Origin of the sequence: Flavobacterium sp. 270 (assembly GCF_004368785.1) — a bacterium.
In the GTDB taxonomy this organism is placed as follows: Bacteria; Bacteroidota; Bacteroidia; order Flavobacteriales; family Flavobacteriaceae; genus Flavobacterium.
This window is the reverse complement of sequence record NZ_SODM01000002.1, coordinates 888649-912842: the sequence shown is the minus strand read 5'-3', so window position 1 is coordinate 912842 and position 24194 is coordinate 888649. Positions and strand designations below refer to the sequence as shown.

The window sequence follows — 24194 nt, the reverse complement described above, 5'->3', positions numbered from 1 at the left end:
ACAAATTAGCACCAATCAATTCGTGCTAATTTGTGGAATTCGTGTTTATATATCGATCCAATTAAGGCGCCGGGTCAGGAATAATTGCCTGAACAGCATTAATTTCGGCAATGATTTCTTTAGAAAGAACAACATCAATTGTGTCGATATTTTCTTTTAGTTGTTCCATAGTTGTTGCTCCGATAATTGCACTTGTCAAAAATGGTTGTTGCAATACAAATCCCATTGCCAATTGCGTAAGCGTTAAACCATGTTTTTGAGCGATTTCCTGATACAAACGTGTCGCTTGCGTACATTGTTCACTATTGTAACGTGTATATTGCGGAAAAAGATTAATTCTTGCATTTGGAAGACTTTCACCAGTTAGAAATTTACCCGTAAGAACTCCAAAAGCTAAAGGTGAATACGCCAGCAAACCAACATTTTCGTATTTTGAAACTTCTGCAGAGCCAACTTCAAAAAGACGATTCAACAAATTATACGGATTTTGAACGGTTTTAATTCTTGGCAGATTATTGTATTTACTTTCTTCCAATAAACGCATCATTCCCCAGGCATTCTCGTTTGAAACACCAATATGTTTTATTTTTCCTTCTTTGATTAATTCGTCGAACGTTTCTAGAATTCCTCTAAAGCTGTCTTCCCAAACATCATCATAACCATTAAAACCACGCTGTCCGAAACAATTGGTTTTCCTTTCCGGCCAATGCATTTGATACAAGTCAATATAATCGGTTTGCAGACGTTTTAAGCTATTTTCTACGGCATACTTAATACTTGCAGGTGAAAAATCGCCATTTTCACGCATATAAGTAAAATTGGGATTTGGCCCTGCAATTTTTGAGGCTAAAACCACTTTATCGCGATTTCCTGATTTTTTAAACCAAGTTCCGATAATTTTTTCTGTACTTCCGTACGTTTCTTTTCGTGCCGGAACCGAATACATTTCGGCAGTATCAAAAAAGTTTACTCCTCTTTCAAGCGCGTAATCCATTTGGGCGTGTCCTTCGGCTTCTGTATTCTGCTGACCAAAAGTCATTGTTCCGAGGTTTATTTTACTAACTTTTATATCTGTGTTGGGTAAAGTTGTGTAGATCATTTTTTAAGGTTCTGAGTTGCTGAGATTCTAAGATTCTAAGTTTTTTTATCCTTGAGTTTAATTAAAACTCAAAGGTACAAAGGGAATTAAGTTTGAGAAATATGACAAAAGTTAAAAAAGGTACAAAGTTGTTTTTTTTAAGGGACAAATATGCAAAGGTTCTGAGGGACTAAGGTTTTCGCTTTGCATTTCCTGCAAGGTCTCTACATTTTACGGTTCCTGCAAGGTTTCTAAAACCTTGTAGGTATTTATTCTATTTAGCATTGAAAGTTTCTTACCGCAAAAAAGACCTACAAGGTTTTAGAAACCTTGCAGGACAAAAAAAGGCTCAAAGTAAAAACTTTGAACCCTTTTTAAATCTTAGCAACTTAGGATCTCAGAACCTTAGCACTTAGTTAATGCTATTTAACATCTCCGCGATTTCGTCTAATCTTGGTGTTAAGATAATTTCGATTCTACGGTTTTTTGCTTTTCCTTCTGGAGTAGCGTTACTTGCCAAAGGAGAAAATTCGCTTCTACCTGCTGCCGTTAATTTTTGTTTATCGATTTTAGTGTTTTCACTCAAAATAGCTACAATTGCAGTTGCTCTTTTGGTAGACAAATCCCAGTTGTTTGCAATTGGTCCAGAACCTGCGTACGGATCATCATCTGTATGTCCTTCAATAAGAACAGAAAGATCTGGGTTATCTCCTAATACTTTTCCTAATTCAACAACCGCTCTTCTACCTTCTGAACCTACAGCCCAGCTTCCTGAGTTGAAAAGTAATTTGTTTTCCATAGAAACGTAAACTTTTCCGTTTTTCTGTTCTACCGTAAGACCTTTTCCTTCAAAACCATTTAAAGCTTTAGATAAAGTTTCTTTTAGTTTTTTCATTGCTTCTTCTTTAGCAGCAATCATATTTTCAAGTTCTTTTAGACGATTTGCTGTTTTGTCTAAACGTGCTTGTTCTTCGGCTAAAGCTTTTCCTTTTGCTTCTAATTGTGCCAGCAATTCACGGTTTTTAGCCATATTGCTTTCTAATGCATCGTTGCTGTTTTTTTCAAGCGCATTATAAGAGTCCTGTAAAACTTTAAACTTTTTTTGTTCTGCAGCTAAATCTGCTTTTTGTTTTGCAAGATCTGCTTTTGTACCGTTTAAGTCTTTTGTTAAAGCATCACGGTCTAATTCTAACTGATTTTTTGCTTTTTTCAAATCAGCATTTTCATCTGCAATAGAACGGTTTTCTTTTTTTAGATCTGAATATTTTGTTTCCAGATCGTTGTAGATTTTCTTAGAAACACATGACGTCGTGGATAAAGCTAATACTAGCAATCCGATAGAGGCTTTTTTAATCATTTTACTTTTGGTTTTTATTTTTGGGGCTATTAATAATGGGAAATTCAATTTCAATGTCAAAATTCAATTTCAATTTTAAAAATCAAACTTAAATCAGATTCTGAAACTGCCTTTTTCTTAACAAGAACAATACCAAAATTATTCAATCTCGACTAAAACTGGACAATGATCTGAGTGTACAGCATCTGGAAGGATAACAGCACGTTTTAATTTATGCTCTAACGAATCGCTTACTAAATTGTAATCGATACGCCAGCCTTTGTTATTTCCTCGTGCTCCGGCGCGGTAACTCCACCAGGAATAATGATGAGCATCTTTGTTGAAATGACGGAAACTATCAATAAATCCAGATTTCATAAACGCATCCAGCCAGGCGCGCTCCTCAGGTAAAAAACCAGAAACAGTTTTGTTACGAACAGGATCGTGAATATCTATTGCTTCGTGGCAAATGTTGTAATCACCACAAATTATCAGATTCGGAATGGTAATTTTTAACTCATTAATATAGGTTTGAAAATCATCCATAAACATAAATTTATGGTCTAATCGCTGAATGTTGGTTCCAGACGGAAGGTATAAACTCATTACAGAACAATCGTCAAAATCAGCGCGAAGGTTACGCCCTTCAAAATCCATATGCTGAATTCCGGTTCCGTAAACTACATTATTGGGTTTAATTTTAGATAAAATTGCCACACCGCTGTATCCTTTTTTTGTTGCAGGATAATAATATTGGTACGGATAGCCAGCGGCCGTAATAGCGTCTACGGGAATTTGTTCTTCTGTCGCTTTTATTTCCTGAAGGCAAATAACATCGGGATTAGCCTGCTCCAGCCAACCGATAAAACCTTTAGTAATTGCCGCACGAATTCCGTTTACGTTATAAGAAATAATTTTCATTAGAGTATTTTTTAGGATTTCAAATGTAATAAAAAAGTGGAAAGTTTGTCATTGAATAAACGAAAAGTAGAGTTTTTTGTTATCTTTGTTCGCTGTTCGAATAAATTAAAAGTACTACATGGGTTTAGTTACCGCGAAAGAAGTTGCAAAGGCAATAAATGTTGAAAAGTACGGGGTTCTCGGTACTTTTTCGGGCTGGATTCTTATGAAGGTTCTTAAGATTTCAACCCTTAATAAAATCTACGACAATAATAAACACCTGGAGGATGTTGCGTTTTTGAACGGAATTTTGGATGAAATGGAAATTAAATTCGAAATCCCGGAAGAAGACTTAAAGCGTCTGCCAAAGGATGGCGCATACATTACTATTTCTAATCATCCGCTTGGTGGAATTGATGGAATTTTGCTTTTGAAATTGATGCTTGAAAGAGAACCAAACTTCAAGATTATCGCTAACTTCTTATTACACAGAATTGTTCCGCTTAAAAAATATATAATGCCTGTTAATCCTTTTGAAAATCATAAGGATGCACAGTCAAGCGTAGTTGGAATTAAAGAAACTTTACGTCACTTAAAAGACGGAAAACCGTTAGGTATTTTTCCTGCCGGAGAAGTTTCTACTTATAAAGACGGGAAATTAGTTGTTGATAAACCGTGGGAAGAAGGCGCTCTAAAATTGATTAGAAAAGCCAAAGTTCCTGTTGTTCCTATTTATTTTCACGCTAAAAACAGTAAATTATTTTACTGGCTTTCTAAAATTGATGATACTTTGCGTACTGCCAAATTACCATCTGAACTGCTTACACAAAAAGACCGTGTAATTAAAGTTCGTATTGGAAAACCAATTTCTGTAAACGAACAAAACGAAATTGAATCTTTTGAAGAATACTCAGAATTCTTAAGAAAGAAAACGTATATGCTGGCAAATCCTTTTGAAAAGGATACCAAATTATTAGACACAGCAAGTTTAAAAATTCCAAAAGCGCCTAAAAAAATCGTTACGCCTGCAAACGAATCAAAAATGATTGATGAAGTTAATGCGTTAAGAAACAGCGATTGTCGTTTATTACAAAGTAAAAATTACGAAGTGTTTTTTGCAAGAGCAAAAGCAGTTCCGAATATTCTGCACGAAATTGGACGCTTACGCGAAATTACTTTCCGTGAAGTTGGTGAAGGAACGAACGAATCTATAGATTTAGATAAATTTGACCAATATTATCACCATATGTTTTTATGGGATGATGAAACTAAAAAAATCGCCGGTGCTTACCGTATGGGTTTAGGTTCTGAAATTTATCCGAAATATGGAATTGAAGGTTTTTATCTGAATGATCTGTTTAGATTTGAACCGGAATTGCACGATATGATGCACAAATCTATCGAAATGGGCCGTGCTTTTATCGTTAAAGAATATCAGCAAAAACCAATGCCTTTGTTTTTGTTATGGAAAGGTATTATTCATACGACTCTACGTTATCCTGAACATAAATATTTATTGGGCGGTGTAAGTATCAGTAATCAATTCTCTGATTTCTCTAAATCGTTGATGATTGAGTTTATGAAGTCTAACTATTACGATCCGTATATTGCACAATATATTCATCCGAAGAAGGCTTATAAAGTTAAACTGAAAGATGCAGATAAAGATTTTATCTTTGATGAAGCGGAATCTGATTTGAATAAATTTGACAAAATTATTGATGAATTAGAACCAGGAAACTTACGTCTGCCGGTTTTAATTAAAAAATACATCAAACAAAATGCACGTGTAGTCGCTTTTAATGTCGATCCGTTATTTAATAATGCTATAGACGGTTTAATGTACATTAGAATCGCCGATATTCCGGAAAGCACTATGAAACCTGTAATTGAAGAATTTCAAATAGAATTAGAAAAAAAATTATCTGAGAAAGAAGATTGATTTATATTTCAATAAAAAAGAAAATCCCGTCCTTTTTACAAGACGGGATTTTTTATGTTTTAAAACCAAATAGTTTGATGGAGTATATCGTCAAATGAATTGTTTCTCACAAAGAAAATCAATCTTATAAAATGATAAACGCCTAAAAAAACAGCCAAACCATAGGCAAGCTTTCTATTATATAAAAGTCCGTTAAAGTATTCTTTTTTAGTAATTAATTCTGTCGTTAAAACAATTATAGTTACCCAGCAGAACGCAATAACAAACGGTCCTAAAATATGATAGCTGATTGATTTATAAAGATCTCCCTGATAAAAATATACAAGCGATTTTGTAATCCCGCATCCCGGACATGGAAAACCGATAATCATTTTAAAAGGACAAAACGACTGGTCTGACTCTAAATGATTATTATGATTATCGAGCATTAAAAAAAACGGAACTATCAGTGTAATTAAAGCACCGATAATTCCGTAAATTTTACGTTTTGTTCTGGTATTATTTGTATAATCTGTTGATATCACCTTGTACAATCATTGCTGCAGCAAAAGGAAAAAAGAATCCTAATACAATTAATAAAGTAGATTGGTCTTTTTGAAGTTCACCAGTTCTTTTATAAACTTCTGGCAATGCTTCTTTACCAGCTAAGTAGTAAAAATAAATATTAACCGGCATACAACAACCTGCAAAAATTGCGATTGGCTGCGAGATAACTTCTTTTTTAGCTACTGCATTAAAAACTTCAGCTACTTTAATATTCCAATAAATTAAATACAATCCACAAGTTAAAAATCCGAAAAGCAACACCATAATTGGGTCAACTTTAAATACTGGGATCGGGTCATTAAAATTATTCGATGTTTGTTCTAATTCCATTTTGCTTATTTAAATTGGTTAATTCCTACTCTTTGGATTTTCGGTTACTCCTGTTTTCCTAAAAGAACGTCTTATTTAGATCAATTCTTTTAAAATTGAGAAACAATATTATTAAAAAATAATAAAACAAACTAATAATACCACCAATATTTACAGGAAAAAACTCGTTATTTAAATGCAAAAAGCATCATTGCTTGATATAAGCGTTACAGCCAATTTATTTAGAATAAAGCGCTTTTATCTTATCCACAATTACTTGCGCCAAACGTTCATGACTTTCAAATGTCCAACCCGCAATATGAGGCGTCAGCAAAACATTTTTAGCTTCCAGAAGATATTGAAAAGCTTCCGGAGTATTTTTATCCTGAAATAATGTTTCAAAAGATAACTTCTCATACTCCAAAACATCCAAACCTGCCCCTAGAACCTTTTTAGACTTCATTGCTTCCACTAAATCTGCTGTAACGATATTTTTACCACGTGAAGTGTTTATAATCCAAAATGGCTTCGAAAATGCATTTATAAAATTTTTATCGACCATTTTGTCTGTTTGTGGTGTCCACGGAAGATGCAAACTCAAAACATCTGCTTTTTCTTGTAATTCCTGAAGTGAAACTTGTCTGGCGTTTTCATCACCAACATTATCTAAAATATCATAACACAAAACAGTACTTTCAAAACCACGCAGCTTTTTAGCAAAAGCTTTCCCCATATTTCCATAACCAATAATTCCTACTGTTTTTAAATCGAGTTCATGACCGCGGTTACTTTCTCGGTTCCATTGTCCGGATTTTATCTCAGCATCGGCTTGATTTAAATTATTAAACAAAGATAAAATTACGCCAAGCGAATGTTCTGCAACCGCATTACGATTTCCTTCTGGCGCCGCAATTAAATGAATGCCTTTGCTTTCTGCATACTCACAATCAATACTTTCCAGCCCTGCGCCTACTCTGGCAATAAATTGCAATTGTGTTGCATTATCTAAAAAAGTCTTATCAATCTTGAAACGGCTGCGAATTACAACTCCATTATAGTCTTTAATTTTGGCCTCGATTTCTTCTTTTGAAGATTTAAAATCGGCGTGATTTTCGAAACCAGCATCCTCCAATTGCTGCCAAAGAATTGGATTATTGCTGTCGATATGTAGAATTTTTATGCTCATATTAATTTGAATAAAATAATTGAAAACAAAAATACAGCTTATTCTTCATTCTCAAACAATGAAAACAGCAGGAATCTATTCAAACAAAATCCGTGAAGTTTTTATTTGGTAAGATTTTTTTTAACTTTGGATAATCGAGTATTATTAAACTTCTCAGAAACCTTTTGTGTTTCTAAATCCTAGAGCTTCTATCAAATGAAATTAACTAAAACCTTTAAAACCTTTTTTGAAAACGAAAAATCAGGCGGCATCCTTTTGCTCTTTGTTACCATAATTTCGCTGTATCTCGCCAATTCTTCTTTTCAAACTGAATACATTGGTTTTTGGGAAAAAGATTTGGGCGGACATTCTATAACGCATTGGATTAATGACGGTTTGATGACGATTTTCTTTTTGCTGATTGGTTTAGAATTGGAACGCGAAATTTACCACGGCGAATTGTCTAATATTAGAAATGCATCATTGCCAATTATGGCTGCTTTTGGCGGTATGCTTATTCCTGCAGCAATTTTCCTTGCTTTAAATTTTGGAACTGCAACGCAAAACGGAGCAGGAATTCCAATGGCAACCGATATTGCTTTTGCCATCGGGATATTATCGCTATTAGGGAATAAAGTCCCGGCATCCCTAAAAGTATTCTTAACCGCTTTGGCAGTTATAGATGATTTGGGCGCTATAATTGTAATTGCCATTTTTTATACGACAACTATAGTTTTTGTAAACCTTGCCATTGCTTTAGGAATTTGGATATTTTTATTTGTTTTGAATAGAATGAAAATTCACAACATAATTCCTTATTTAATTGGCGGCGCTGCAATGTGGTATTTTATGCTGAATTCTGGCGTGCATGCTACAATAACGGGCGTAATTTTAGCCTTTGTGATTCCGTTTGGAAATGGTGATGAAAAATCTATTTCTCATAAATTGGAGCACTTTTTACACAAACCTGTCGCTTTTTTTATTTTGCCTTTGTTTGCAATGGCCAACACTTGCGTTGCAATTCAATCGAACTGGCATGAAGGAATAAATCATCCTAATACTTACGGAATTATTCTTGGTCTTGTAATCGGAAAACCGTTGGGAATTGTACTTTTCTCTTCTATTGGTATTACGGCTGGATTATGTTCATTGCCAAAAGATTTGCGATGGCCTCATATTTTGGGAGCCGGAATGTTGGGCGGAATTGGTTTTACAATGTCTATTTTCATCACACTTTTAGCTTTCAAAGATGCAGAAACTATCCTTTTTTCTAAAATAGCAATTCTAATCGCCTCGGTACTTTCTGGACTTTTTGGTCTTTTATTTTTGAAATATACTCTTAATCAAAAGAAAAAAACAACACAATTATGATTCTAAAAAGTAAATTAATCGCAGTATTTATTATCTGTTTATTTATTACGGCTTGCTCCGACAAAAAGAAAGAAACGATTATTCAAAAAGAAGCAGTCACAAGTGAAGCAATTATTCCAGTTCAAAAAAGTGAGGAATATATCGAAGGAATTTACGCTTCTAACGAATGCGATCTGTCTGTAAAGATTACCAAAACAAAAGACGGCTACACGTATTTTCTTAAAACAAGTGAGAGAAAATTAAACGGCAAAGCTACTTTTTCTAAAAATGAATCTGGAGAAAAGTATTTGGTTTTAGAAGGAATAAAATGGGATGATTATGAAGGAGATATCAGCAATGAAGAAGAAAATGATTCTATATCTGATTCTGGAAAACCAGCAAAAGGAATTGAAATACCAATTGGTATTGATGCGAGTTACACTAAAGATACACTGACAATTCAGAATTATGGAAATGCTATGAATTCTTATACTAAGATTTCAGAATGTGGAAGTAAGTATATTCAGTTGATTAAAAAACGATGAGTTAAATTCCAATTTTTTAAAATTCCAAATTCCAATTGGCATTTAGTTTGTTACTACGAGGAACGAGAAATCGCACACGAAACTCGATAATTTTTGAGGACAAACTAGTGAGATTTCTCGTTCCTCCAAATGACAAACAGTGCTTCAATTCAAAACAAAAAATCCCAAACTCCAACATAAAAATTGGAATTTGGAATTTAAAAATATTGAAATTTAAATTTTATCCTTTAATCTGTTTCAAAGAAGTTTTTATTCCTTTGATCAAAGAAGAACTGAAACCATTGTGTTCCATTTCGTTCAAACCAACGATTGTACAGCCTTGTGGTGTTGTAACGCGGTCTATTAATTGTTCCGGATGTACTCTTTCTTCTAAAAGCATTTTAGCCGCTCCTTTTACGGTTTGTGCTGCTATTGCCAAAGCAGTTTGAGAATCGAATCCGATCTCAATTCCTGCCTGCATAGACGCACGAATATAACGTAATGCATAAGCAGTACCGCACGCACCTAAAACAGTTGCTGCATCCATCAATTTTTCGTCAATTACAGGAGCAGTTCCTAAGTCTTGAAATAAATCAACAATTGGCAGTGCTTTTTCTCTGTCTTTTTCAGGGAAAGAAATACAAGTTGCTGATTCTCCAAACTGTGCCGCGATATTTGGCATAATTCTGATAACTGGATAAGCGTTATTTGTTTTTGTTTGAAGTGCTTCTAAAGACAAACCGCTTACTGCAGAAGCAATTGTTTTGTTTTGGATCACTGGTAGAATTTCTCCCAAAACAGTATCTACCTGATACGGTTTTATGGTTAAAATCACTACATCAGCTTCTTGAATATTATGTTTGTTGTCTGAAGAAACCGTAATTCCGTATTCAGCTAAATACTGAATACTTGCTGTGTTTCTTCTCGTTACTGTAACTTGGTTGTTTTTCGAGAATTTAGCAATTCCCAAGGCAATAGAAACCCCAAGGTTTCCTCCTCCAATAATGTGTACTTTCATCTTGGTTGGTTTTAATTTATTTTAGGCTGAGAAACAGCATATATTTTCCGCCACAAATTACACCGATTTTATAGATTTATAATCACTATAATAAATGAATTTGTGGCAAAAATCTAAAACCCTAAAATCATTTTGGCAACTCCAAAGTAGAGCATAATACCAAAAACGTCATTGGTTGTAGTGATAAACGGACCTGTTGCAATTGCAGGGTCTATTTTGTTTTTATGAAGAAAAAGCGGTACCAGAGTTCCTAAAGTTGCTGCGAATAAAATTACTACAATCATTGAGATTGAAATCGCAATTCCAACTAAATATTGTCCGTACATTAAAGAATGATATCCTAAAAGAAGCAATGAAATTATAGTTCCCGAAATCATAGAAACGGTAATTTCTTTACTAAAATAGCTGCGGCTGAATTCTTTTAAAGTTCCGTTTGCCAAACCCTGTACAACGATCGCAGATGCCTGAACTCCAATATTTCCTGCTGTTGCCGAAAGCAAAGGCACAAAAATAATTAAGGTTGAATATTTTTGGAATGCACTTTCGTTATCTTTCAATACAAATGAAGCCACAATTTCTATTACCATTCCGATTAAAAGCCATGGTAAACGTGCTTTTGTTAACTCTAGAACGCTGTCGTTAGTTTCAATGTCTTGTGTAATACCCGCCGCTAATTGATAATCTTTATCGGCTTCATCTTTGATTACGTCTACGATATCATCAATTGTAATTCTTCCGACTAAACGGCCTAATTCATCTACAACAGGAATGGCTTCCAAATCGTATTTCTGCATGATACGTGCTACCTCAACATCTTCAGTATCTACGTTTACAAAATTTAACTTTCGAATATAGATATCGCTGATTTGTGTTTTGGTAGAAGTCGTCAATAAATCTTTTAATGATAATCTTCCTTTTAAGCGGTTTTCGTCATCAACAACATAAATAGAATGCACTCTTGATACATTTTCTGCCTGAATACGCATCTCTTTCACGCAAGTAAGCACATTCCAGTTTTCATTGACTTTTACAAGTTCCTTACCCATCAAACCACCGGCAGAATTTTCGTCGTAACGCAATAATTCTACAATGTCTTTGGCGTGTTCAACGTCAATCAGTTCCGAGATTACTTCTGCTTTGATTTCTTGCGAAAGTTCAGCTATAATATCTGCCGCGTCATTGGTTTCCAGCTCATCAAGCTCTTCTGCAATTTCTTTTGGTGAAAGACGACTTAAGATATTTTCACGCAAATCATCTTCTAATTCTAGAAGAATTTCTGCGGTTTTATCACTATCCAGAACTTTGAAGATGTAAGTTGCCTCGTCAAAATCCAGTTCATCCAGGATTTCGGCAATATCGGCATGGTGCAGATCGTTTAATAAAACTTCAAGTTCCTTGTCGTTTTTATTTACAATATGCTCTTCTAATTGTTGGATTAATTCTTTGCTAACTTTGAACTCCATCGGCTTCTATTTTTTGAGTCAAAACAATAAATTCATCAACGCTAAGCTGTTCAGGTCGAAGATCAAAGATAGTGTCTTCTCGCAGTTTATCTGATAAATTTAATGTTTTCAAACTGTTACGTAATGTTTTTCTTCTCTGCTGAAAAGCCGTTTTTACAACCGTAAAAAATAACTTTTCACCACAAGGAAGACTATAATCTTCCTTTCGGGTCATTTTCATCACACCCGACTTCACCTTGGGCGGAGGAATAAAAACATTTTCGTCTACAGTAAACAAATACTCTGTATCATAGAAAGCCTGGGCTAAAACGGATAAGATTCCATAAGCTTTTGAGCCTTTTTTCTCGCAGATTCGTTCTGCAACTTCTTTTTGAAACATTCCCGAAAACTCAGGAATCTGGTGTTTAAACTCTAAAGTTCTAAAAACAATTTGTGTCGAAATATTGTATGGAAAGTTTCCAATTATTGCGAATTGTTTGTTTTCGTAAACTTCATTGATATTGTATTTCAGGAAATCCTGAGAGATAATCTTATCTTTTAATTTTGGATAATTTTCACCCAAATACACCACAGATTCTGTGTCAATCTCAATCACGTGCGTATTAACAGGCTTATCAAGCAAATATTTAGTAAGCACACCCATTCCTGGTCCTATTTCTAAAACCTCCTCATATCCTTTTAAGCTCAAAGTATCTGCAATTGCTTTTGCAATACTTTCATCTTTTAAGAAATGCTGTCCTAAATGTTTTTTGGCTTTTACTTTTTCCATTATTCTTTATTTGTTTGCTTTAATGCCACAAAGGCGCTAAGGCACAAAGGTCTATTTTCTTTCTTTTATTACAATCAAGAAATTACCTTCATTTTTATTTATTTTATTCTTTACAGGAAATTTGCTTACTCTTTCACATAACCTCAAAAAACTGTAAAATCGTTCTGCTCCAGATAACTTAAGAAAATCTTCTTGCTGTTGTCTATTACTTTCTTCTTTGGTTTGAAATCTAATTTCCATGATGATGAATAATTTAAGTTAAATACTAATGCTCAGAAATAACTTCTAACTCCGTTCTGAACGAAAGCATCTTATCAGCAAATAATTCTAATGCTTCTCTATCGAATTTAGGTTGATCTTCAAGATAATATTTCTCTAAAGTATCTTTATTATCAGTTGTATATTGAACGGAATATGTAATGCCGCCCATTTCTTCTTCTACCAAAACTTTCACAATTCGTGCTGAAGAGAATTTTTGAGTTGCCAGTATTTCTGGTATATGTTTTTCCTGCATCCATTTTAACCATTGGTCATGAACGCTTTCGTGTATGTTTGTGGTAACGTTGAAAATAATCATTTTTTTTAAGGTTCTAAGGTTCTGAGAGTCTAAGTTTCTAAGCTCTTTCTCTTTGGAATTTGAGATTTAAAATTTGGAATTTATTTTTTTACAAATTTTTATCTCCTCTTAACTCGCGGTATTTTTTTCTTGCATCAACAAAGTAAATACTGTCCTGATGATTGAATATTACTTTTTCGTATAAAGGCTTCGCCTTTTCTACATCTTTTAATTCGTCGTTGTAAATTTCTGCAGAAAAGAACAACGCTTCATCTACATAAATTCCGTCGCTATGATTGTCAATGATCTGCTGGTATTGACTTAAAGCCGAAGCAAAATCTTTTTGACTTTCGTATATTTTTCCTAAACGCAACATTGTAACAGCTTCTATTTCCTGTCCTTTAAAATTCTTCAAAATACTCTGAAACTGAGCTATAGCTTCGGTTTTCTTGTTTTGATAAATTAGAAAATCGCCTTTTGCAAATTGCTTTAAGGCTGTTTGTGTTGAATCTGCAACTGTATTATCATTTATCAATAAAAAATATTCCAAAGCATCGTTGGCAATCAATTGTGTGTTTGCCGACTTTAATTCTTTGAATTGTTTTAAAGCCCACTCAAAATCTGTTTTATAATAACTTGTTTTTGCTGCTTTTAGGCTTGCTTCGTGCGACATGACATCATTCTTTAGATCCAATTGAATCTGCGAATAATAAATCAGCGCCTGATTGAATTTTTCTTCTAAAAGTAAAATATCTCCCAGTTCCATCTTAGCATCTGCCCTTTGATAATCATTTAGATTAAGATCCAGCGCTTTTTTTATAATTTCCTTGCCTTCATCTGGTTTTTTTAAATTAAAAGCCAGAAAGTGCGCTTGTATTATTTGCAAAGATAAGGTAAAAGGCGAGATTTCATAGGTTACCAGCAATTGTTGCAATTCAGTATTAATTGCCGGATAATCTTTTTCTTGTGCTTTTGCAATTTTAATCTCCATCAAACGTGCGTTTGACTGAATCAGCAAATCTAAATCTTTGGTATTAAGAAGAATAAAATTCAGGATTTCTGTTGCTGTTTCGGTGTCATCTTCATTCAATGCAAATTGACTAAGATTTACAATGCTCATCAACGATTCTGGTTCTCTTTTGTAAATGGCCTTTTCCTGAATAAATGCTTTACCAAATTCTTTCTGTTGTACATAAAACCAACTCAAATAATGATTCCAAAATACATCCTGATCTTTTTGAGTTCTCAGGATTAATGCTTTTCGCATCGCATCTTTAAAAGCAGTATTATCTGTTTCTCCATTCATGAAACGAGATAATTGTGTTTGAATTAAATTTGAATTTTGTTGATTCGTATACGATTCGGTCAACAGAAGATCAATCATCTGATCGGTTTTTCCTAACTGACCGTACAACATTCCGATTTGGAAATTGAAATTGTAATTCGGCTGCATTTCCATTGCTGTCTGATACGCTTTTAAAGCATATTCCAACAATACTTTTTTCTCAAAAGAATTTCCGATTCCGTAAACGTCATTTGGATTTTCTTTGATTTTAACTATTGCCTGCTCGTAGTAACTTTTGGCTTTGGCTTCGTTTTTTTGCAATTGAAAGTTATATCCCAATTCAACTAAAAAAACGCCTTGTTTGTATCTATTATATCTTTCCTGAATTGCTTTTTGTGCAATATCAAATTGCTGTAACTGCTGATAACAATCGACAGTTCGTAAAAAATATTGTGTATTGGATGGCGAAGCGTTTAAAAGCTGTTCGTAACTGATTTTAGCTTTTTCAAAATCGCCTTTATCGTAGTAATATTGAGCCAGTTGCTCGTTTTGAGCTAATGCAAAAGTAGACCACAACAAAACGATATAGATAAAGATGTTTTTCATATTTCAGTTTTTAAAGTGGTATTTATTCAATCGCAATTAGCTGATTAATTATACATTATCAATATTCAACGTGTTATTATTTGCTCTGGATTTCCAGACAATCAAAGCTAAACCAATTAAAATAAAGGGAATACTTAAAATTTGTCCCATATTTATGATCATATTATCTTCAAAACTTTCCTGATTTTCCTTAAAAAATTCAATAATAAATCTGGCGAGAAACAATAAAGTTAAGAAACATCCGAAAATTAATCCTTGTGATTTTCTAATTGATTCAGATTTGTACATAAAATATAAAATTCCACAAATCAATAAGTAAGCAAATGCTTCGTATAATTGTGTAGGATGCCTCGGAATCAGATCGTCTCTTTGAAAAACAACGCCCCAATTTCCGTTGGTTGGTTTTCCATAAATTTCAGAATTCATAAAATTTCCAAATCTAATAAAAGCGCCGGAAACAGGAACTCCAACAGCCATTCTGTCTAAAAGCCAAAACAATTGAACTTTAAATTTTCTACAATATAAAATGATAGCAATCAAAACGCCAATGGTTCCGCCGTGACTTGCTAAACCCGAATATCCAACAAATTGATAAGTTCCTGCAATTTTCTGAATTGGAAGTAATATTTCAATTGGATGTTTAAAAAAATAATCCGGTTCGTAGAACAAACAATGTCCCAATCTTGCACCTAAAATTGTTCCGACAATTACATAAACCAGTAAACTATCCAGATTTTCGAGTGATTGATGCTCTTTTTTGTAGATTTTTCTTAGAATGTAATAGCCCAGCAGCAATCCGATAGCAAAAAGAGCGCCATAATATTTTAGAGGAAAACTATCTGTTATCATAAAAATAACAGGATCTACATTCCAGTTTACTATTGCACTCATCTCGTTCCTTTTTAATTTCTTTCTTGCTTAAAATTAAGAAAACCTAACAGGCTTTTAAAACCTGTTAGGTTAATCCCTAAGTTTTAAAACTTAATTTATAATATCAAATCCACAGTACGGACGTAAAACTTCTGGAATTACGATTCCTTCCGGAGTTTGGTAGTTTTCTAAAATTCCAGCCAAAACTCTTGGCAATGCTAATGAACTTCCATTAAGTGTGTGAGCCAATTGGTTTTTTCCGTCTTTGTCTCTGAAACGTAATTTCAAGCGATTTGCCTGAAAAGTTTCAAAGTTAGAAACTGAACTAATTTCTAACCAACGATCCTGCGCTGTAGAAAATACTTCAAAATCATATGTCAAAGCAGATGTGAAACCCATATCGCCACCACAAAGACGTAAAATTCTGTATGGCAATTTCAATTCTTGCAAAATATTTTTAACATGCTCCACCATTCCGTCAAGCGCAGCATATGAATTATCTGGGTGCTCGATACGAACAATTTCTACTTTATCAAATTGGTGTAAACGGTTTAATCCGCGAACGTGCGCGCCGTAAGAACCTGCTTCACGACGGAAACATGGCGTATAAGCTGTATGTAATACTGGCAGTTCGCTTTCGTTTAAAATTACATCACGAAACAAATTCGTAACCGGAACCTCAGCAGTTGGAATCAAATATAAATCATCAATTGTAGAATGATACATTTGTCCTTCTTTGTCTGGCAATTGTCCTGTTCCGTAACCTGAAGCTTCGTTTACCAAATGAGGCACTTGTACTTCATTATAACCTGCAGCAGCATTTTTATCTAAAAAATAATTGATTAACGCACGCTGTAAACGAGCACCTTTTCCTTTATAAACCGGAAAACCTGCGCCTGTAATTTTTACACCCAATTCAAAATCGATGATGTCGTATTTTTTTACCAATTCCCAATGCGGTTGTGCACCTTCATGCAAAACCGGAATATCTCCTTCTTCAAAAACGTTTAGATTGTCGTCTGGCGTTTTTCCTTCGGGAACAATATCTGCCGGAAGATTTGGTAATGTGTATAATTTATTGGTCAATTCAGCAGCCAAAGCTTCTGCTTTTTCGCTCAATTCTTTGCTTTTTTCTTTTAATGAAACTGTTTTTTCTTTTAAGATTGCAGCTTTAGATTTCTCTCCGGCTTTCATTAATTCGCCTATATCTTTGGATAATTTATTAGATTCTGATAAAGTATTGTCTAATTCTACCTGCGCAGCGCGACGGTTTTCATCTAATTGCACCACTTCTTCAACAACGCTTTTAGCATCGATATTTCGTTTTGCTAAAGCCTTGATTACTTTCTCCTGATTTTCTCTAATAAATGCGATTTGTAACATAGCTTGATTTTTGTAACTATTGTATTTTTTTATAATGGAAGCAAATTTAAGGAAATGTTTGTTAAGATTCGGACAAAGTTTACTACGGAAAGTTTAATTATTCTAAATGATCTTAAAAAAATTGTATTTGTTATTGTTTTTAAATATAAACGGCAATTTTTCCAGATGAAATACTAGATCGAAATGAAACTTTCTTTCTTAATTATTTCGATACAAATTATTTTCAAAAAAATTATATTAAAAATATTTGCTCTCAAAATCAAATCGATACATTTGTTCATTAACCAATTTTACAAAGATTAAACCTATGAAAAGAAAACTACTCTTAATTCTATTTTTTGCATCTGTAATGTTTACAGGTTGTAATCAATCTAATACACGAAGTTATAACGACACTATCGTTGATGCCCACAAACTACTTTTTGAAGCTACTAATGAATTCTTAAGCGGCAGTTTAGATTTAATTGGAAAACCAGAATCAAAAAAACAATTGCTGAAGGTGATTGATGCAACCCGAAAAAAGCTAATTGAAGCACAAAAACCTGTGGAGGATTTACTTCCTCTTAATGATAAAGGTTTAAGACAAAAAATGTTAGAGATGTTTTCTACTGCTTTAAATTCTATGGATGGTTTAGAAGCTAATATCGATATTTTGACAAAGAAAGACAGTGAACCTAAAGCTGCAATAATGCTAAAAGGAGTTTTGTCTAGTCTACTTGAGCTTGACGAATCAATTAAAGAAATTCAGGTTGAATATGCCGAATCTAATAATGCCGAATTGCGATAATAGCAGGAAACTCCTATTATGCTCTTTTGATTTCGTGCCCAACAAATTCTTCTAAAGCCGCAAACATTTCGTCTACCGAAAGTACTTCGGTATCGGGATGTGATTTTAGAAAATCGGCATTTAGTGCTGCAAGATTCTCTTCTAATTCAAAGAAAGTATCATTGTTTAGCAAGTCTCTTGTTGGGTTTACGCCTTCGTATTTTCCTTTTAGGAATTTATCAATTTTAACGCTGCTTAGTAAACGAACTCTTTTGGCCTGCGCCTGAAAAAGCTCTAAATGCTTTTCGGCACCAATTAATGCTAAACCTTCTTCGATTAATTCGTTTAGTTCTTTATTCCATTTAGAATCGTAAACAAATTTTGAGAAGTTGCCTTCGGTATATTTTGAAGTGTAGTAATCTAAATAATAACTCATTAATGCATCTTCATGAATCAAATCGTCGTCGATTTTTTCCTCGCGCATTAGATTTATCACAGAAATATTAGAATTAATAATGTCCTGAGGATTTTCGCTGTTTGCCGCGGTTTCTGAAATTATGATTCTTCCGAATTCCATTTTGAGTTTGATTTAATGAGTTTGATGCAAATTTCGGGTAAAATAATATACAAAAGAAATAGTTGGTGTTTTAACCTCAAATAAAAAAAGCAGTAACTCTCGTTTACTGCTTTTTTTATGTTTATTTAAAATCTTCAATTAAAATTTTTCAATACTAAAACTACCATCTGTAACGCTAAAGTTTTTACCGTTTTGCATTCCTGAAAAACTAAATGTACCTTCAATCCTTTCTTTGGTAAGAAGCGTAATATTAATTGTTCCTGCTGTTGCATTAGCGTTGTTAATTTCTGGCAAAAAAGAAAAACTTGCCTGATATGTTGTTTCAAGATGCGACAAATCAAAAACTACAGGATGGCTTCCAATTGTTGGTTTTAATGGCATCCATAAAGCAACTCTTTTATAAGTATCATCTATCCCTGTATATCCTGACAGATCCATAGTCAATGAAGTTGAGAATGAAGGATCGAAAGAGTAAGAAGTTCCATTATATTTAAATTTAATAAAATCAGTCTGTGTTTCATTCCCGCCCGGAACTTCAATCGGATTGTCGTCTGGGTTTTCATTTGAAACTTCATTTGGATCATCTCCTTTCGGAAAATTATCTGCACTGCATGATGAGAATAAGGTTAATGCGAAAATGGCAATGGCAAAAAACAGGATTTTTTTTAAATTTTTCATTAAAATGGCTTTTTTATATCAAATGCAAACATAAAGTTTTTTACTACAAAAACCCACAGGTGATTTCTTTTCTTTAAATTTATTCTTATGTAAATGAAAAACTGCAGTTTATGTATAAAGTAGTTATTCAAATTATAAATCTAAACGCAACCTTTTATAAAAACCCATATCTGTTAATAAATAGAATCGTACAAATATAATTTGGATTTTTATAAACTAACAACCAAAAATAATTTTCAAAATAGACGAACCATTATGCTAAAGAACCTTACCCTATTGTTTGTATTAGGAATTTTATCAATTATCGCCGGTACTATTTACGCCATAATCTTAATTACTGGAAACTCAGCAGAAGATGGCTTATTAGGAATTTATATTCTCTTCGGTTTAATTCCGGTTTCTATAGCCATACTAATTGATAGAATTTTGGTTCGGCAGCTCGGAAATGAAAAAGTCAACAAAGTACAGCTTTATTTTCTGTTATTTGTAGTACTTTTATGGATTATTAGAGCAATAGCAAACTTGTAAACTTTTAAAATTCAACAAGTAAGATGTTATTCTCAAGAAATCTATATTTAAAAAAGAGCGTTAATGAGCGAAAGGATAACATTAGAATATTACGTTTTAGATGTGTTCTCACACACCAGTTACAAAGGCAATCCTTTGTCTGTAGTTTTTACAGATGGTGATTTAGAATTAGAAGTTTATCAAAATATTGCCAAAGAATTTGGCTATTCTGAAACCTCCTTTGTTTATTATTCTCAAAAACAAAAAGCATTAAATGTGCGTTCTTTCACTCCGATAGGTTTTGAAATCGATGGTGCCGGACACAATTTATTGGGTGCGGTCTGCGGTGCATTATTAAAAAAGATGCCCATTTTTGATGCACAAAATGAAAACAATCGTTATGTCATAATGAAACATTCGCCCATACCGGTAACAGTGCGTTTTGATCCCGACACTAATTATCCTATTGTGCAGATGCATCAAAAATCAGCGCTTGTAAAACAACAAATACCAACTTATAAAATAGCGATTGCTCTCGGTTTTAAAATCGAAGATTTAGAAATCGACATGCTTATTCCAACTGTAGTTCAGACAGAAGTTGCGCATACAATGGTTCCGGTAAGAAATAGCAAATTACTAAATGAATGTATTCCGGATAATAAACTGCTGATCGAAATTTCAAAAGAATATCATTTTGAAGGATTCTATTGTTTTGCAATTGCGGATGAAAATGAGGATCATATTGTTGAAGCACGTTTTTTTAATCCAATAATTGGTATAGAAGAAGATCCTGCAACGGGTACTGCGGCTGGGCCATTAATCGGTTTTTTAACAAAAAACAGATATGCACAATCTAATAAAGAATATAAAATTCTTCAGGGTGTCAAATTAAACCAGCCTTCTGTAATTGAAGTAATGAATCGTGACCGCGATGTTTTGGTAGGCGGAATGTCTGTTATTACAATGCGCGGTGAACTTTATATTTAGATTAAAATCCTTTGTGTTCAACCAGCAATTCTTTTAATTCGTTTGTTTTTAAAAACACGGCGAAACGTCCTGAAAGCAATAACATTTCTTTTTCTTCTGGTGTTGTTTTTAGTTTTGTTTCTACGTGAGAGGCATATTCGTATAAAATCAAAAGCTCGCTTGCGCCAAAATCCGGAAACTTTTCTTTGCTTAAACTTGAGAGAATCACTTCGCTGTTTTTGTCTTTTTTAAAACTTTCAGCCCCAAACTTTGCAACCAATTTGGCTTTAAAATCATTGTGAAGTTTAAGCCAGCTGCTTTCGTCGTCATCGGTGTTTTTTAATTGCAAAACCAGATTCTCATAATCCTGATCTTTCTTTAGTTTTAATAAATGATCTCGCAGCGTTGTAAAACCAATAACCTGATAATTGGAAGTTGGAATTTTATATCGTTCCAAAACATTTTCAACATCCCTTTCAAAAGTAATATATCGTGTTTGAACAGTATATAATGAAGCTGTTTCTAATAAAGAAAGCAGCCTGATTTTTTCATCATTAATAAAAGGTGCCTTCTTTCCTTGTCCTAAACAATCAATAAAAAGTGCTTTTTTATTTTTATTATCAACTCTAGAATCTTTGTTAAGCAGTTCTAATAAAGTTTCATATCCCGTATTATCAGAAGCACCGCCATCTATAACACATAATATTTTATCTTGATTTTTGATTCCGAATTTTGTTTTTGGCAACACACCAGGAAAAGCAGAACTCGCCGTAATAGCATACGTCAGCGGAAAATCATAACCATTATTAATCTGATTCCCGTCAAGCGGAAGATCTGCTTTATTTGGAGCCAAAGACGAATTGATCTTTAATGCCCTTATAACATGAGGCATAAACGGAAATCGCTCGCCATTGTTATAAGCCGTTCCGTTGGCAACCATTATTGGCAATTGAGGATTTTTGCTGCTTTCTTTAGGAATAAAAAAATCAGACAACAGCATTTGAGTATTAAACTTATCCGGGTTTTCAGGATTTGTGCTGTCGTATTGCAAAACTTCTAAATCCAATCGCTGTGTCATAGAGACTTTTTCGCCTTTTTCGTTTCTGCTATTATTGAGAAGAGAAAATAAAGTTGCCGATTTATTTACATCAGATTTAAACGCATCTGCTTTAGAAAAGTAAAATTCATTGAAACTACAGTTATCGTGTTGTAATTTGTTTTTTAGAATTGTTAAATAATATCCGGCAGAATAACAACCTCCGGAAACGGTAGAAAAATAATCGACTTCGTTTAAAAAATTGCGTTGCGTATTATTTTCCTGAATTTCTTCTAATCCTAAAAGAACGCCCATACTAAAAAACTGCGCTCTCGATCCGCCACCAGAAATTCCAACTCCCAATGCAATATTTGGGTTTTGAAATCTGCTGTCACGCTCCTGAACCGATTTGTATTCGTTTAAAGCTACGGCCGGAATAGAATTATAATTGATTTCTGAGAAAAGATTGATTTTGTTTTGAGAAATTCCGCTACCCGCAAAAGCAAGAAAAAAGAAAACGATATGAAGCTTTTTGTGTCCCATTTGACGCACAATTAAATTGGTGTTTTATTCTACATTAAATAATCTCAAAATATACGAAAGTTCATAAACAATAAACAGTAATACTAACACGGTATGAAAAGTTTTATTGTGCACTTTTATCGCCGCAAAACACAAAATAATATGGCTGATAATTCGAACATAATATTCTCCCTGATTATATAAAAAATAATTCCCTCCTTTTATCGCCGTGTCTATCAGATCTGCTGCAAAACTTATAGCAAGAATGGCAAAGAACCATTTTTTTCTAGAATAAAAATAGTCTTCATAACCTGTATAATCATTGAGATCATCTGGGTATAAAAGTGCGCATAAAAGATAAAAAATGAGAATATAACAGATTATAAAAAAATAATCGGCAAAATACCATTCTGTAATGAGTTTGAGATTAAACTCCCACCACCAAAAATGAATGATGAGCATAAAAACATAAAATACCCAAAGTGCGTGGACATAATAAGGCTTTTTCCGTCCCGGATGCTGAATAAAAACCACAGATCCTTTGATGAGATGCGTTAAACCCAGTCCAAGAATAATTCCGATAATCGATTTGATATGAGTAAATTCTTCCATAAAAATCCCTCTACTTTTTATTTCATTAAAATTAAATTAATTTATTGAATAAGAAATACTTGCGATTTATTTTTAACTTTTAACAAATTAAATTTAAACCAAATGCTTTTAACTGATTCTTATATACGGGCAACGGCTGATTCTACAAGAAAATCGAAGTCATTAACAATTTAGAAATTTGAAATTTTATGGAAAAATCTCCACAGGAATGGTCACGCCGAAAATTTATGTACACGCTCACTGGCGCTGGTACATTAGCAATGTTAAATCCAATGATTACTTGGGCAGCGGAAATTTACGATCCGCGAATTGCAGCAATTGTTGCCAAAACTATCGGAATTGATACGCACAATCATATTGATGTACCATTAAATACTCTCGAACTTCCCGGCCCTAAAATTGATCTGATTGGCGAAATGAAAAAATCAGGTTTATCGGCAATCTGTATGACTTTTGCTGTTGATTATCAAAAACTCACCACTGAAGGTCAGGCATACGATCGTTTCCTAAACGGATTAACTGCAATGGACAAAGCGCTTGAAAGCAATAACATGAAGCGTTCTTTAAATCTGTTCGACATTGAATCAGCTCATAAAAAACAACAGCCAACCGTAATTCAATCTGTGGAAGGTGCACATTTTCTTGAAGGAAAACTAGATCGGCTTGAAGTTGCTTACAAAAGAGGGTTGCGACATTTAACCTTACTTCATGATAATGATGCTTCTGTTCCTTTGGGTGATGTTTTTACAAATCCTGTACAATTTGGCGGATTAACCCCTTTTGGCGTTGAAGTTATTAAAGAATGTAATCGACTTGGTATTTTGGTCGATCTTTCGCATGGAACTAATGATATGGTAAATGCAGCATTAAAAGTAACCAACAAGCCTGTTTTGATTTCGCACACTGGACTTGATACCCGTTTAGGGCAAAATGAATTTATGTCTAAAATGATGCGCCCGAGATTAATTAGTAAAGAACAAGCTAAAATAGTTGCTAATACCGGTGGTGTTATTGGCGTTTGGACTCATCTTGCAGATTCTCCTTTAGAATATGCAGAAAATATCAAAGCAATGGTCGATGTTGTTGGAATCGATCATGTTGCGATTGGAACAGATACCAAATTGACTCCGCCGTATAGATCTCCAGAAAGTTTAAATCATAAACCAGACGAACACCGTGAGGGAGGCGAAAAAAGCAATGATAAAGAGAAACACGGCGGTAAACCTAATAAAATGGGCGGTGGTACCAACGAAGCCTGGCAGGGTCAAAAAGAAGGTTTCTATTATGTCGTTGTTGAAGCTTTACTAAAAGTAGGTTTTAACGAAGACGAAATTGGAAAAATTGGGGGTGGTAACTTCTTAAGAGTTTTTGATGCTGCTACAAAAGGACATTAATTTTTAGAGAAAATAACAAACAAAAAAGCTGCATTT

General features: G+C 33.7%; 25 protein-coding genes. 7 read left to right on the top strand and 18 right to left on the bottom strand.

What is annotated here, in order from left to right:
* Positions 1 to 61 precede the first annotated feature (61 nt).
* The 3 genes from EV144_RS11305 to EV144_RS11295 all read right to left on the bottom strand — a co-directional run bounded on the left by EV144_RS11305 (position 62) and on the right by EV144_RS11295 (position 3335).
* Positions 62 to 1099 carry an NADP(H)-dependent aldo-keto reductase gene (locus EV144_RS11305; protein WP_134148873.1) on the bottom strand — a complete coding sequence of 346 codons (1038 nt, stop codon included), beginning with the start codon at positions 1097 to 1099 and terminating at the stop codon, positions 62 to 64.
* Between the two features lie 391 nt (positions 1100 to 1490).
* A complete protein-coding gene (locus EV144_RS11300) occupies positions 1491 to 2435 on the bottom strand; it encodes a flagellar motor protein MotB (protein WP_134148872.1) in 945 nt (314 codons plus the stop codon).
* A 138-nt stretch (positions 2436 to 2573) separates the two neighbouring features.
* The gene (locus EV144_RS11295; protein ID WP_134148871.1) at positions 2574 to 3335 is read right to left on the bottom strand and encodes an exodeoxyribonuclease III; all 762 of its coding nucleotides are present in this window, start codon (positions 3333 to 3335) and stop codon (positions 2574 to 2576) included.
* A 118-nt stretch (positions 3336 to 3453) separates the two neighbouring features.
* Here EV144_RS11295 and EV144_RS11290 point away from each other — a divergent pair, with 118 nt between their 5' ends.
* Positions 3454 to 5256: a GNAT family N-acyltransferase gene (locus tag EV144_RS11290; RefSeq protein ID WP_134148869.1), complete on the top strand. Its 1803-nt coding sequence runs from the start codon at positions 3454 to 3456 to the stop codon at positions 5254 to 5256.
* 59 nt (positions 5257 to 5315) lie between these two features.
* Here the strand turns inward: EV144_RS11290 and EV144_RS11285 are convergent, their stop codons facing one another.
* The 3 genes from EV144_RS11285 to EV144_RS11275 form a co-directional block, all read right to left on the bottom strand.
* Positions 5316 to 5780, bottom strand: coding sequence for a DUF2752 domain-containing protein (locus EV144_RS11285; RefSeq protein WP_134148868.1), 465 nt, complete (start codon positions 5778 to 5780; stop codon positions 5316 to 5318).
* The gene (locus EV144_RS11280; RefSeq protein ID WP_134148866.1) at positions 5755 to 6132 is read right to left on the bottom strand and encodes a DUF4234 domain-containing protein; all 378 of its coding nucleotides are present in this window, start codon (positions 6130 to 6132) and stop codon (positions 5755 to 5757) included. The genes EV144_RS11285 and EV144_RS11280 overlap by 26 nt, the downstream gene beginning before the upstream one ends.
* A 217-nt stretch (positions 6133 to 6349) precedes the next feature.
* Positions 6350 to 7297, bottom strand: coding sequence for a 2-hydroxyacid dehydrogenase (locus EV144_RS11275; protein ID WP_134148865.1), 948 nt, complete (start codon positions 7295 to 7297; stop codon positions 6350 to 6352).
* 195 nt (positions 7298 to 7492) lie between these two features.
* On the opposite strand from EV144_RS11275, the gene nhaA reads away from it, so the two are divergent.
* Positions 7493 to 8647 (top strand): Na+/H+ antiporter NhaA, encoded by a 1155-nt coding sequence (nhaA, locus tag EV144_RS11270; RefSeq protein ID WP_134148862.1) that lies wholly within the window; start codon positions 7493 to 7495, stop codon positions 8645 to 8647.
* The gene (locus EV144_RS11265; RefSeq protein WP_134148861.1) at positions 8644 to 9171 is read left to right on the top strand and encodes a hypothetical protein; all 528 of its coding nucleotides are present in this window, start codon (positions 8644 to 8646) and stop codon (positions 9169 to 9171) included. The genes nhaA and EV144_RS11265 overlap by 4 nt, the downstream gene beginning before the upstream one ends.
* Before the next feature lie 220 nt (positions 9172 to 9391).
* Here EV144_RS11265 and proC read toward each other — a convergent pair whose 3' ends face one another.
* From proC to serS, 8 genes are all read right to left on the bottom strand, one after another.
* Positions 9392 to 10168 carry a pyrroline-5-carboxylate reductase gene (proC, locus tag EV144_RS11260; protein WP_134148859.1) on the bottom strand — a complete coding sequence of 259 codons (777 nt, stop codon included), beginning with the start codon at positions 10166 to 10168 and terminating at the stop codon, positions 9392 to 9394.
* A gap of 113 nt (positions 10169 to 10281) precedes the next feature.
* Positions 10282 to 11631, bottom strand: coding sequence for a magnesium transporter (gene mgtE, locus EV144_RS11255; RefSeq protein ID WP_134148858.1), 1350 nt, complete (start codon positions 11629 to 11631; stop codon positions 10282 to 10284).
* On the bottom strand, positions 11615 to 12400 hold the full coding sequence (rsmA, locus tag EV144_RS11250) for a 16S rRNA (adenine(1518)-N(6)/adenine(1519)-N(6))-dimethyltransferase RsmA (RefSeq protein WP_134148856.1): 786 nt from the start codon (positions 12398 to 12400) through the stop codon (positions 11615 to 11617). The genes mgtE and rsmA overlap by 17 nt, the downstream gene beginning before the upstream one ends.
* Before the next feature lie 51 nt (positions 12401 to 12451).
* The gene (locus EV144_RS11245) at positions 12452 to 12640 is read right to left on the bottom strand and encodes a hypothetical protein (RefSeq protein WP_134148855.1); all 189 of its coding nucleotides are present in this window, start codon (positions 12638 to 12640) and stop codon (positions 12452 to 12454) included.
* Between the two features lie 25 nt (positions 12641 to 12665).
* Positions 12666 to 12977, bottom strand: a complete 312-nt coding sequence (locus EV144_RS11240) for a DUF4286 family protein (RefSeq protein WP_134148854.1) — start codon at positions 12975 to 12977, stop codon at positions 12666 to 12668.
* Between the two features lie 88 nt (positions 12978 to 13065).
* Positions 13066 to 14847, bottom strand: coding sequence for a tetratricopeptide repeat protein (locus EV144_RS11235; RefSeq protein WP_134148852.1), 1782 nt, complete (start codon positions 14845 to 14847; stop codon positions 13066 to 13068).
* 48 nt (positions 14848 to 14895) lie between these two features.
* Positions 14896 to 15738, bottom strand: coding sequence for a prolipoprotein diacylglyceryl transferase (gene lgt, locus EV144_RS11230; protein ID WP_134148850.1), 843 nt, complete (start codon positions 15736 to 15738; stop codon positions 14896 to 14898).
* 90 nt (positions 15739 to 15828) lie between these two features.
* Positions 15829 to 17100: a serine--tRNA ligase gene (serS, locus tag EV144_RS11225; RefSeq protein WP_134148849.1), complete on the bottom strand. Its 1272-nt coding sequence runs from the start codon at positions 17098 to 17100 to the stop codon at positions 15829 to 15831.
* Positions 17101 to 17407: 307 nt separating this feature from the next.
* Here serS and EV144_RS11220 point away from each other — a divergent pair, with 307 nt between their 5' ends.
* Positions 17408 to 17887 (top strand): hypothetical protein, encoded by a 480-nt coding sequence (locus EV144_RS11220; RefSeq protein WP_134148848.1) that lies wholly within the window; start codon positions 17408 to 17410, stop codon positions 17885 to 17887.
* Positions 17888 to 17903: 16 nt separating this feature from the next.
* On the opposite strand, the gene EV144_RS11215 is transcribed toward EV144_RS11220, so the two are convergent.
* A complete protein-coding gene (locus EV144_RS11215) occupies positions 17904 to 18443 on the bottom strand; it encodes a hypothetical protein (RefSeq protein ID WP_134148846.1) in 540 nt (179 codons plus the stop codon).
* A gap of 138 nt (positions 18444 to 18581) precedes the next feature.
* Positions 18582 to 19121: a hypothetical protein gene (locus tag EV144_RS11210; RefSeq protein WP_134148845.1), complete on the bottom strand. Its 540-nt coding sequence runs from the start codon at positions 19119 to 19121 to the stop codon at positions 18582 to 18584.
* Between the two features lie 255 nt (positions 19122 to 19376).
* Here EV144_RS11210 and EV144_RS11205 point away from each other — a divergent pair, with 255 nt between their 5' ends.
* Positions 19377 to 19649, top strand: a complete 273-nt coding sequence (locus tag EV144_RS11205) for a hypothetical protein (RefSeq protein WP_134148843.1) — start codon at positions 19377 to 19379, stop codon at positions 19647 to 19649.
* Positions 19650 to 19712: 63 nt separating this feature from the next.
* The gene (locus EV144_RS11200; protein WP_134148842.1) at positions 19713 to 20615 is read left to right on the top strand and encodes a PhzF family phenazine biosynthesis protein; all 903 of its coding nucleotides are present in this window, start codon (positions 19713 to 19715) and stop codon (positions 20613 to 20615) included.
* A 1-nt stretch (position 20616) separates the two neighbouring features.
* On the opposite strand, the gene EV144_RS11195 is transcribed toward EV144_RS11200, so the two are convergent.
* Complete coding sequence (locus EV144_RS11195) at positions 20617 to 22173, bottom strand: patatin-like phospholipase family protein (protein WP_134148840.1); 1557 nt, start codon at positions 22171 to 22173, stop codon at positions 20617 to 20619.
* 24 nt (positions 22174 to 22197) lie between these two features.
* On the bottom strand, positions 22198 to 22764 hold the full coding sequence (locus EV144_RS11190; protein ID WP_134148839.1) for a hypothetical protein: 567 nt from the start codon (positions 22762 to 22764) through the stop codon (positions 22198 to 22200).
* 188 nt (positions 22765 to 22952) lie between these two features.
* Here EV144_RS11190 and EV144_RS11185 point away from each other — a divergent pair, with 188 nt between their 5' ends.
* Positions 22953 to 24158: a dipeptidase gene (locus EV144_RS11185; protein ID WP_134148837.1), complete on the top strand. Its 1206-nt coding sequence runs from the start codon at positions 22953 to 22955 to the stop codon at positions 24156 to 24158.
* The last annotated feature ends 36 nt before the right edge of the window (positions 24159 to 24194 follow it).

Bases quoted from the DNA above. Each gene is read 5' to 3' on its own strand.
- mgtE (WP_134148858.1), bottom strand. From the start codon at position 11,631: ATGGAGTTCAAAGTTAGCAAAGAATTAATCCAACAATTAGAAGAGCAT.
- EV144_RS11200 (WP_134148842.1), top strand. From the start codon at position 19,713: ATGAGCGAAAGGATAACATTAGAATATTACGTTTTAGATGTGTTCTCA.
- EV144_RS11210 (WP_134148845.1), bottom strand. From the start codon at position 19,121: ATGAAAAATTTAAAAAAAATCCTGTTTTTTGCCATTGCCATTTTCGCA.
- nhaA (WP_134148862.1), top strand. From the start codon at position 7,493: ATGAAATTAACTAAAACCTTTAAAACCTTTTTTGAAAACGAAAAATCA.
- EV144_RS11305 (WP_134148873.1), bottom strand. From the start codon at position 1,099: ATGATCTACACAACTTTACCCAACACAGATATAAAAGTTAGTAAAATA.
- EV144_RS11205 (WP_134148843.1), top strand. From the start codon at position 19,377: ATGCTAAAGAACCTTACCCTATTGTTTGTATTAGGAATTTTATCAATT.
- EV144_RS11185 (WP_134148837.1), top strand. From the start codon at position 22,953: ATGGAAAAATCTCCACAGGAATGGTCACGCCGAAAATTTATGTACACG.
- lgt (WP_134148850.1), bottom strand. From the start codon at position 15,738: ATGAGTGCAATAGTAAACTGGAATGTAGATCCTGTTATTTTTATGATA.
- EV144_RS11235 (WP_134148852.1), bottom strand. From the start codon at position 14,847: ATGAAAAACATCTTTATCTATATCGTTTTGTTGTGGTCTACTTTTGCA.
- EV144_RS11265 (WP_134148861.1), top strand. From the start codon at position 8,644: ATGATTCTAAAAAGTAAATTAATCGCAGTATTTATTATCTGTTTATTT.
- EV144_RS11275 (WP_134148865.1), bottom strand. From the start codon at position 7,297: ATGAGCATAAAAATTCTACATATCGACAGCAATAATCCAATTCTTTGG.
- EV144_RS11280 (WP_134148866.1), bottom strand. From the start codon at position 6,132: ATGGAATTAGAACAAACATCGAATAATTTTAATGACCCGATCCCAGTA.
- EV144_RS11240 (WP_134148854.1), bottom strand. From the start codon at position 12,977: ATGATTATTTTCAACGTTACCACAAACATACACGAAAGCGTTCATGAC.
- EV144_RS11215 (WP_134148846.1), bottom strand. From the start codon at position 18,443: ATGGAATTCGGAAGAATCATAATTTCAGAAACCGCGGCAAACAGCGAA.
- EV144_RS11290 (WP_134148869.1), top strand. From the start codon at position 3,454: ATGGGTTTAGTTACCGCGAAAGAAGTTGCAAAGGCAATAAATGTTGAA.
- EV144_RS11220 (WP_134148848.1), top strand. From the start codon at position 17,408: ATGAAAAGAAAACTACTCTTAATTCTATTTTTTGCATCTGTAATGTTT.
- EV144_RS11295 (WP_134148871.1), bottom strand. From the start codon at position 3,335: ATGAAAATTATTTCTTATAACGTAAACGGAATTCGTGCGGCAATTACT.
- EV144_RS11195 (WP_134148840.1), bottom strand. From the start codon at position 22,173: ATGGGACACAAAAAGCTTCATATCGTTTTCTTTTTTCTTGCTTTTGCG.
- proC (WP_134148859.1), bottom strand. From the start codon at position 10,168: ATGAAAGTACACATTATTGGAGGAGGAAACCTTGGGGTTTCTATTGCC.
- EV144_RS11245 (WP_134148855.1), bottom strand. From the start codon at position 12,640: ATGGAAATTAGATTTCAAACCAAAGAAGAAAGTAATAGACAACAGCAA.
- EV144_RS11300 (WP_134148872.1), bottom strand. From the start codon at position 2,435: ATGATTAAAAAAGCCTCTATCGGATTGCTAGTATTAGCTTTATCCACG.
- rsmA (WP_134148856.1), bottom strand. From the start codon at position 12,400: ATGGAAAAAGTAAAAGCCAAAAAACATTTAGGACAGCATTTCTTAAAA.
- serS (WP_134148849.1), bottom strand. From the start codon at position 17,100: ATGTTACAAATCGCATTTATTAGAGAAAATCAGGAGAAAGTAATCAAG.
- EV144_RS11190 (WP_134148839.1), bottom strand. From the start codon at position 22,764: ATGGAAGAATTTACTCATATCAAATCGATTATCGGAATTATTCTTGGA.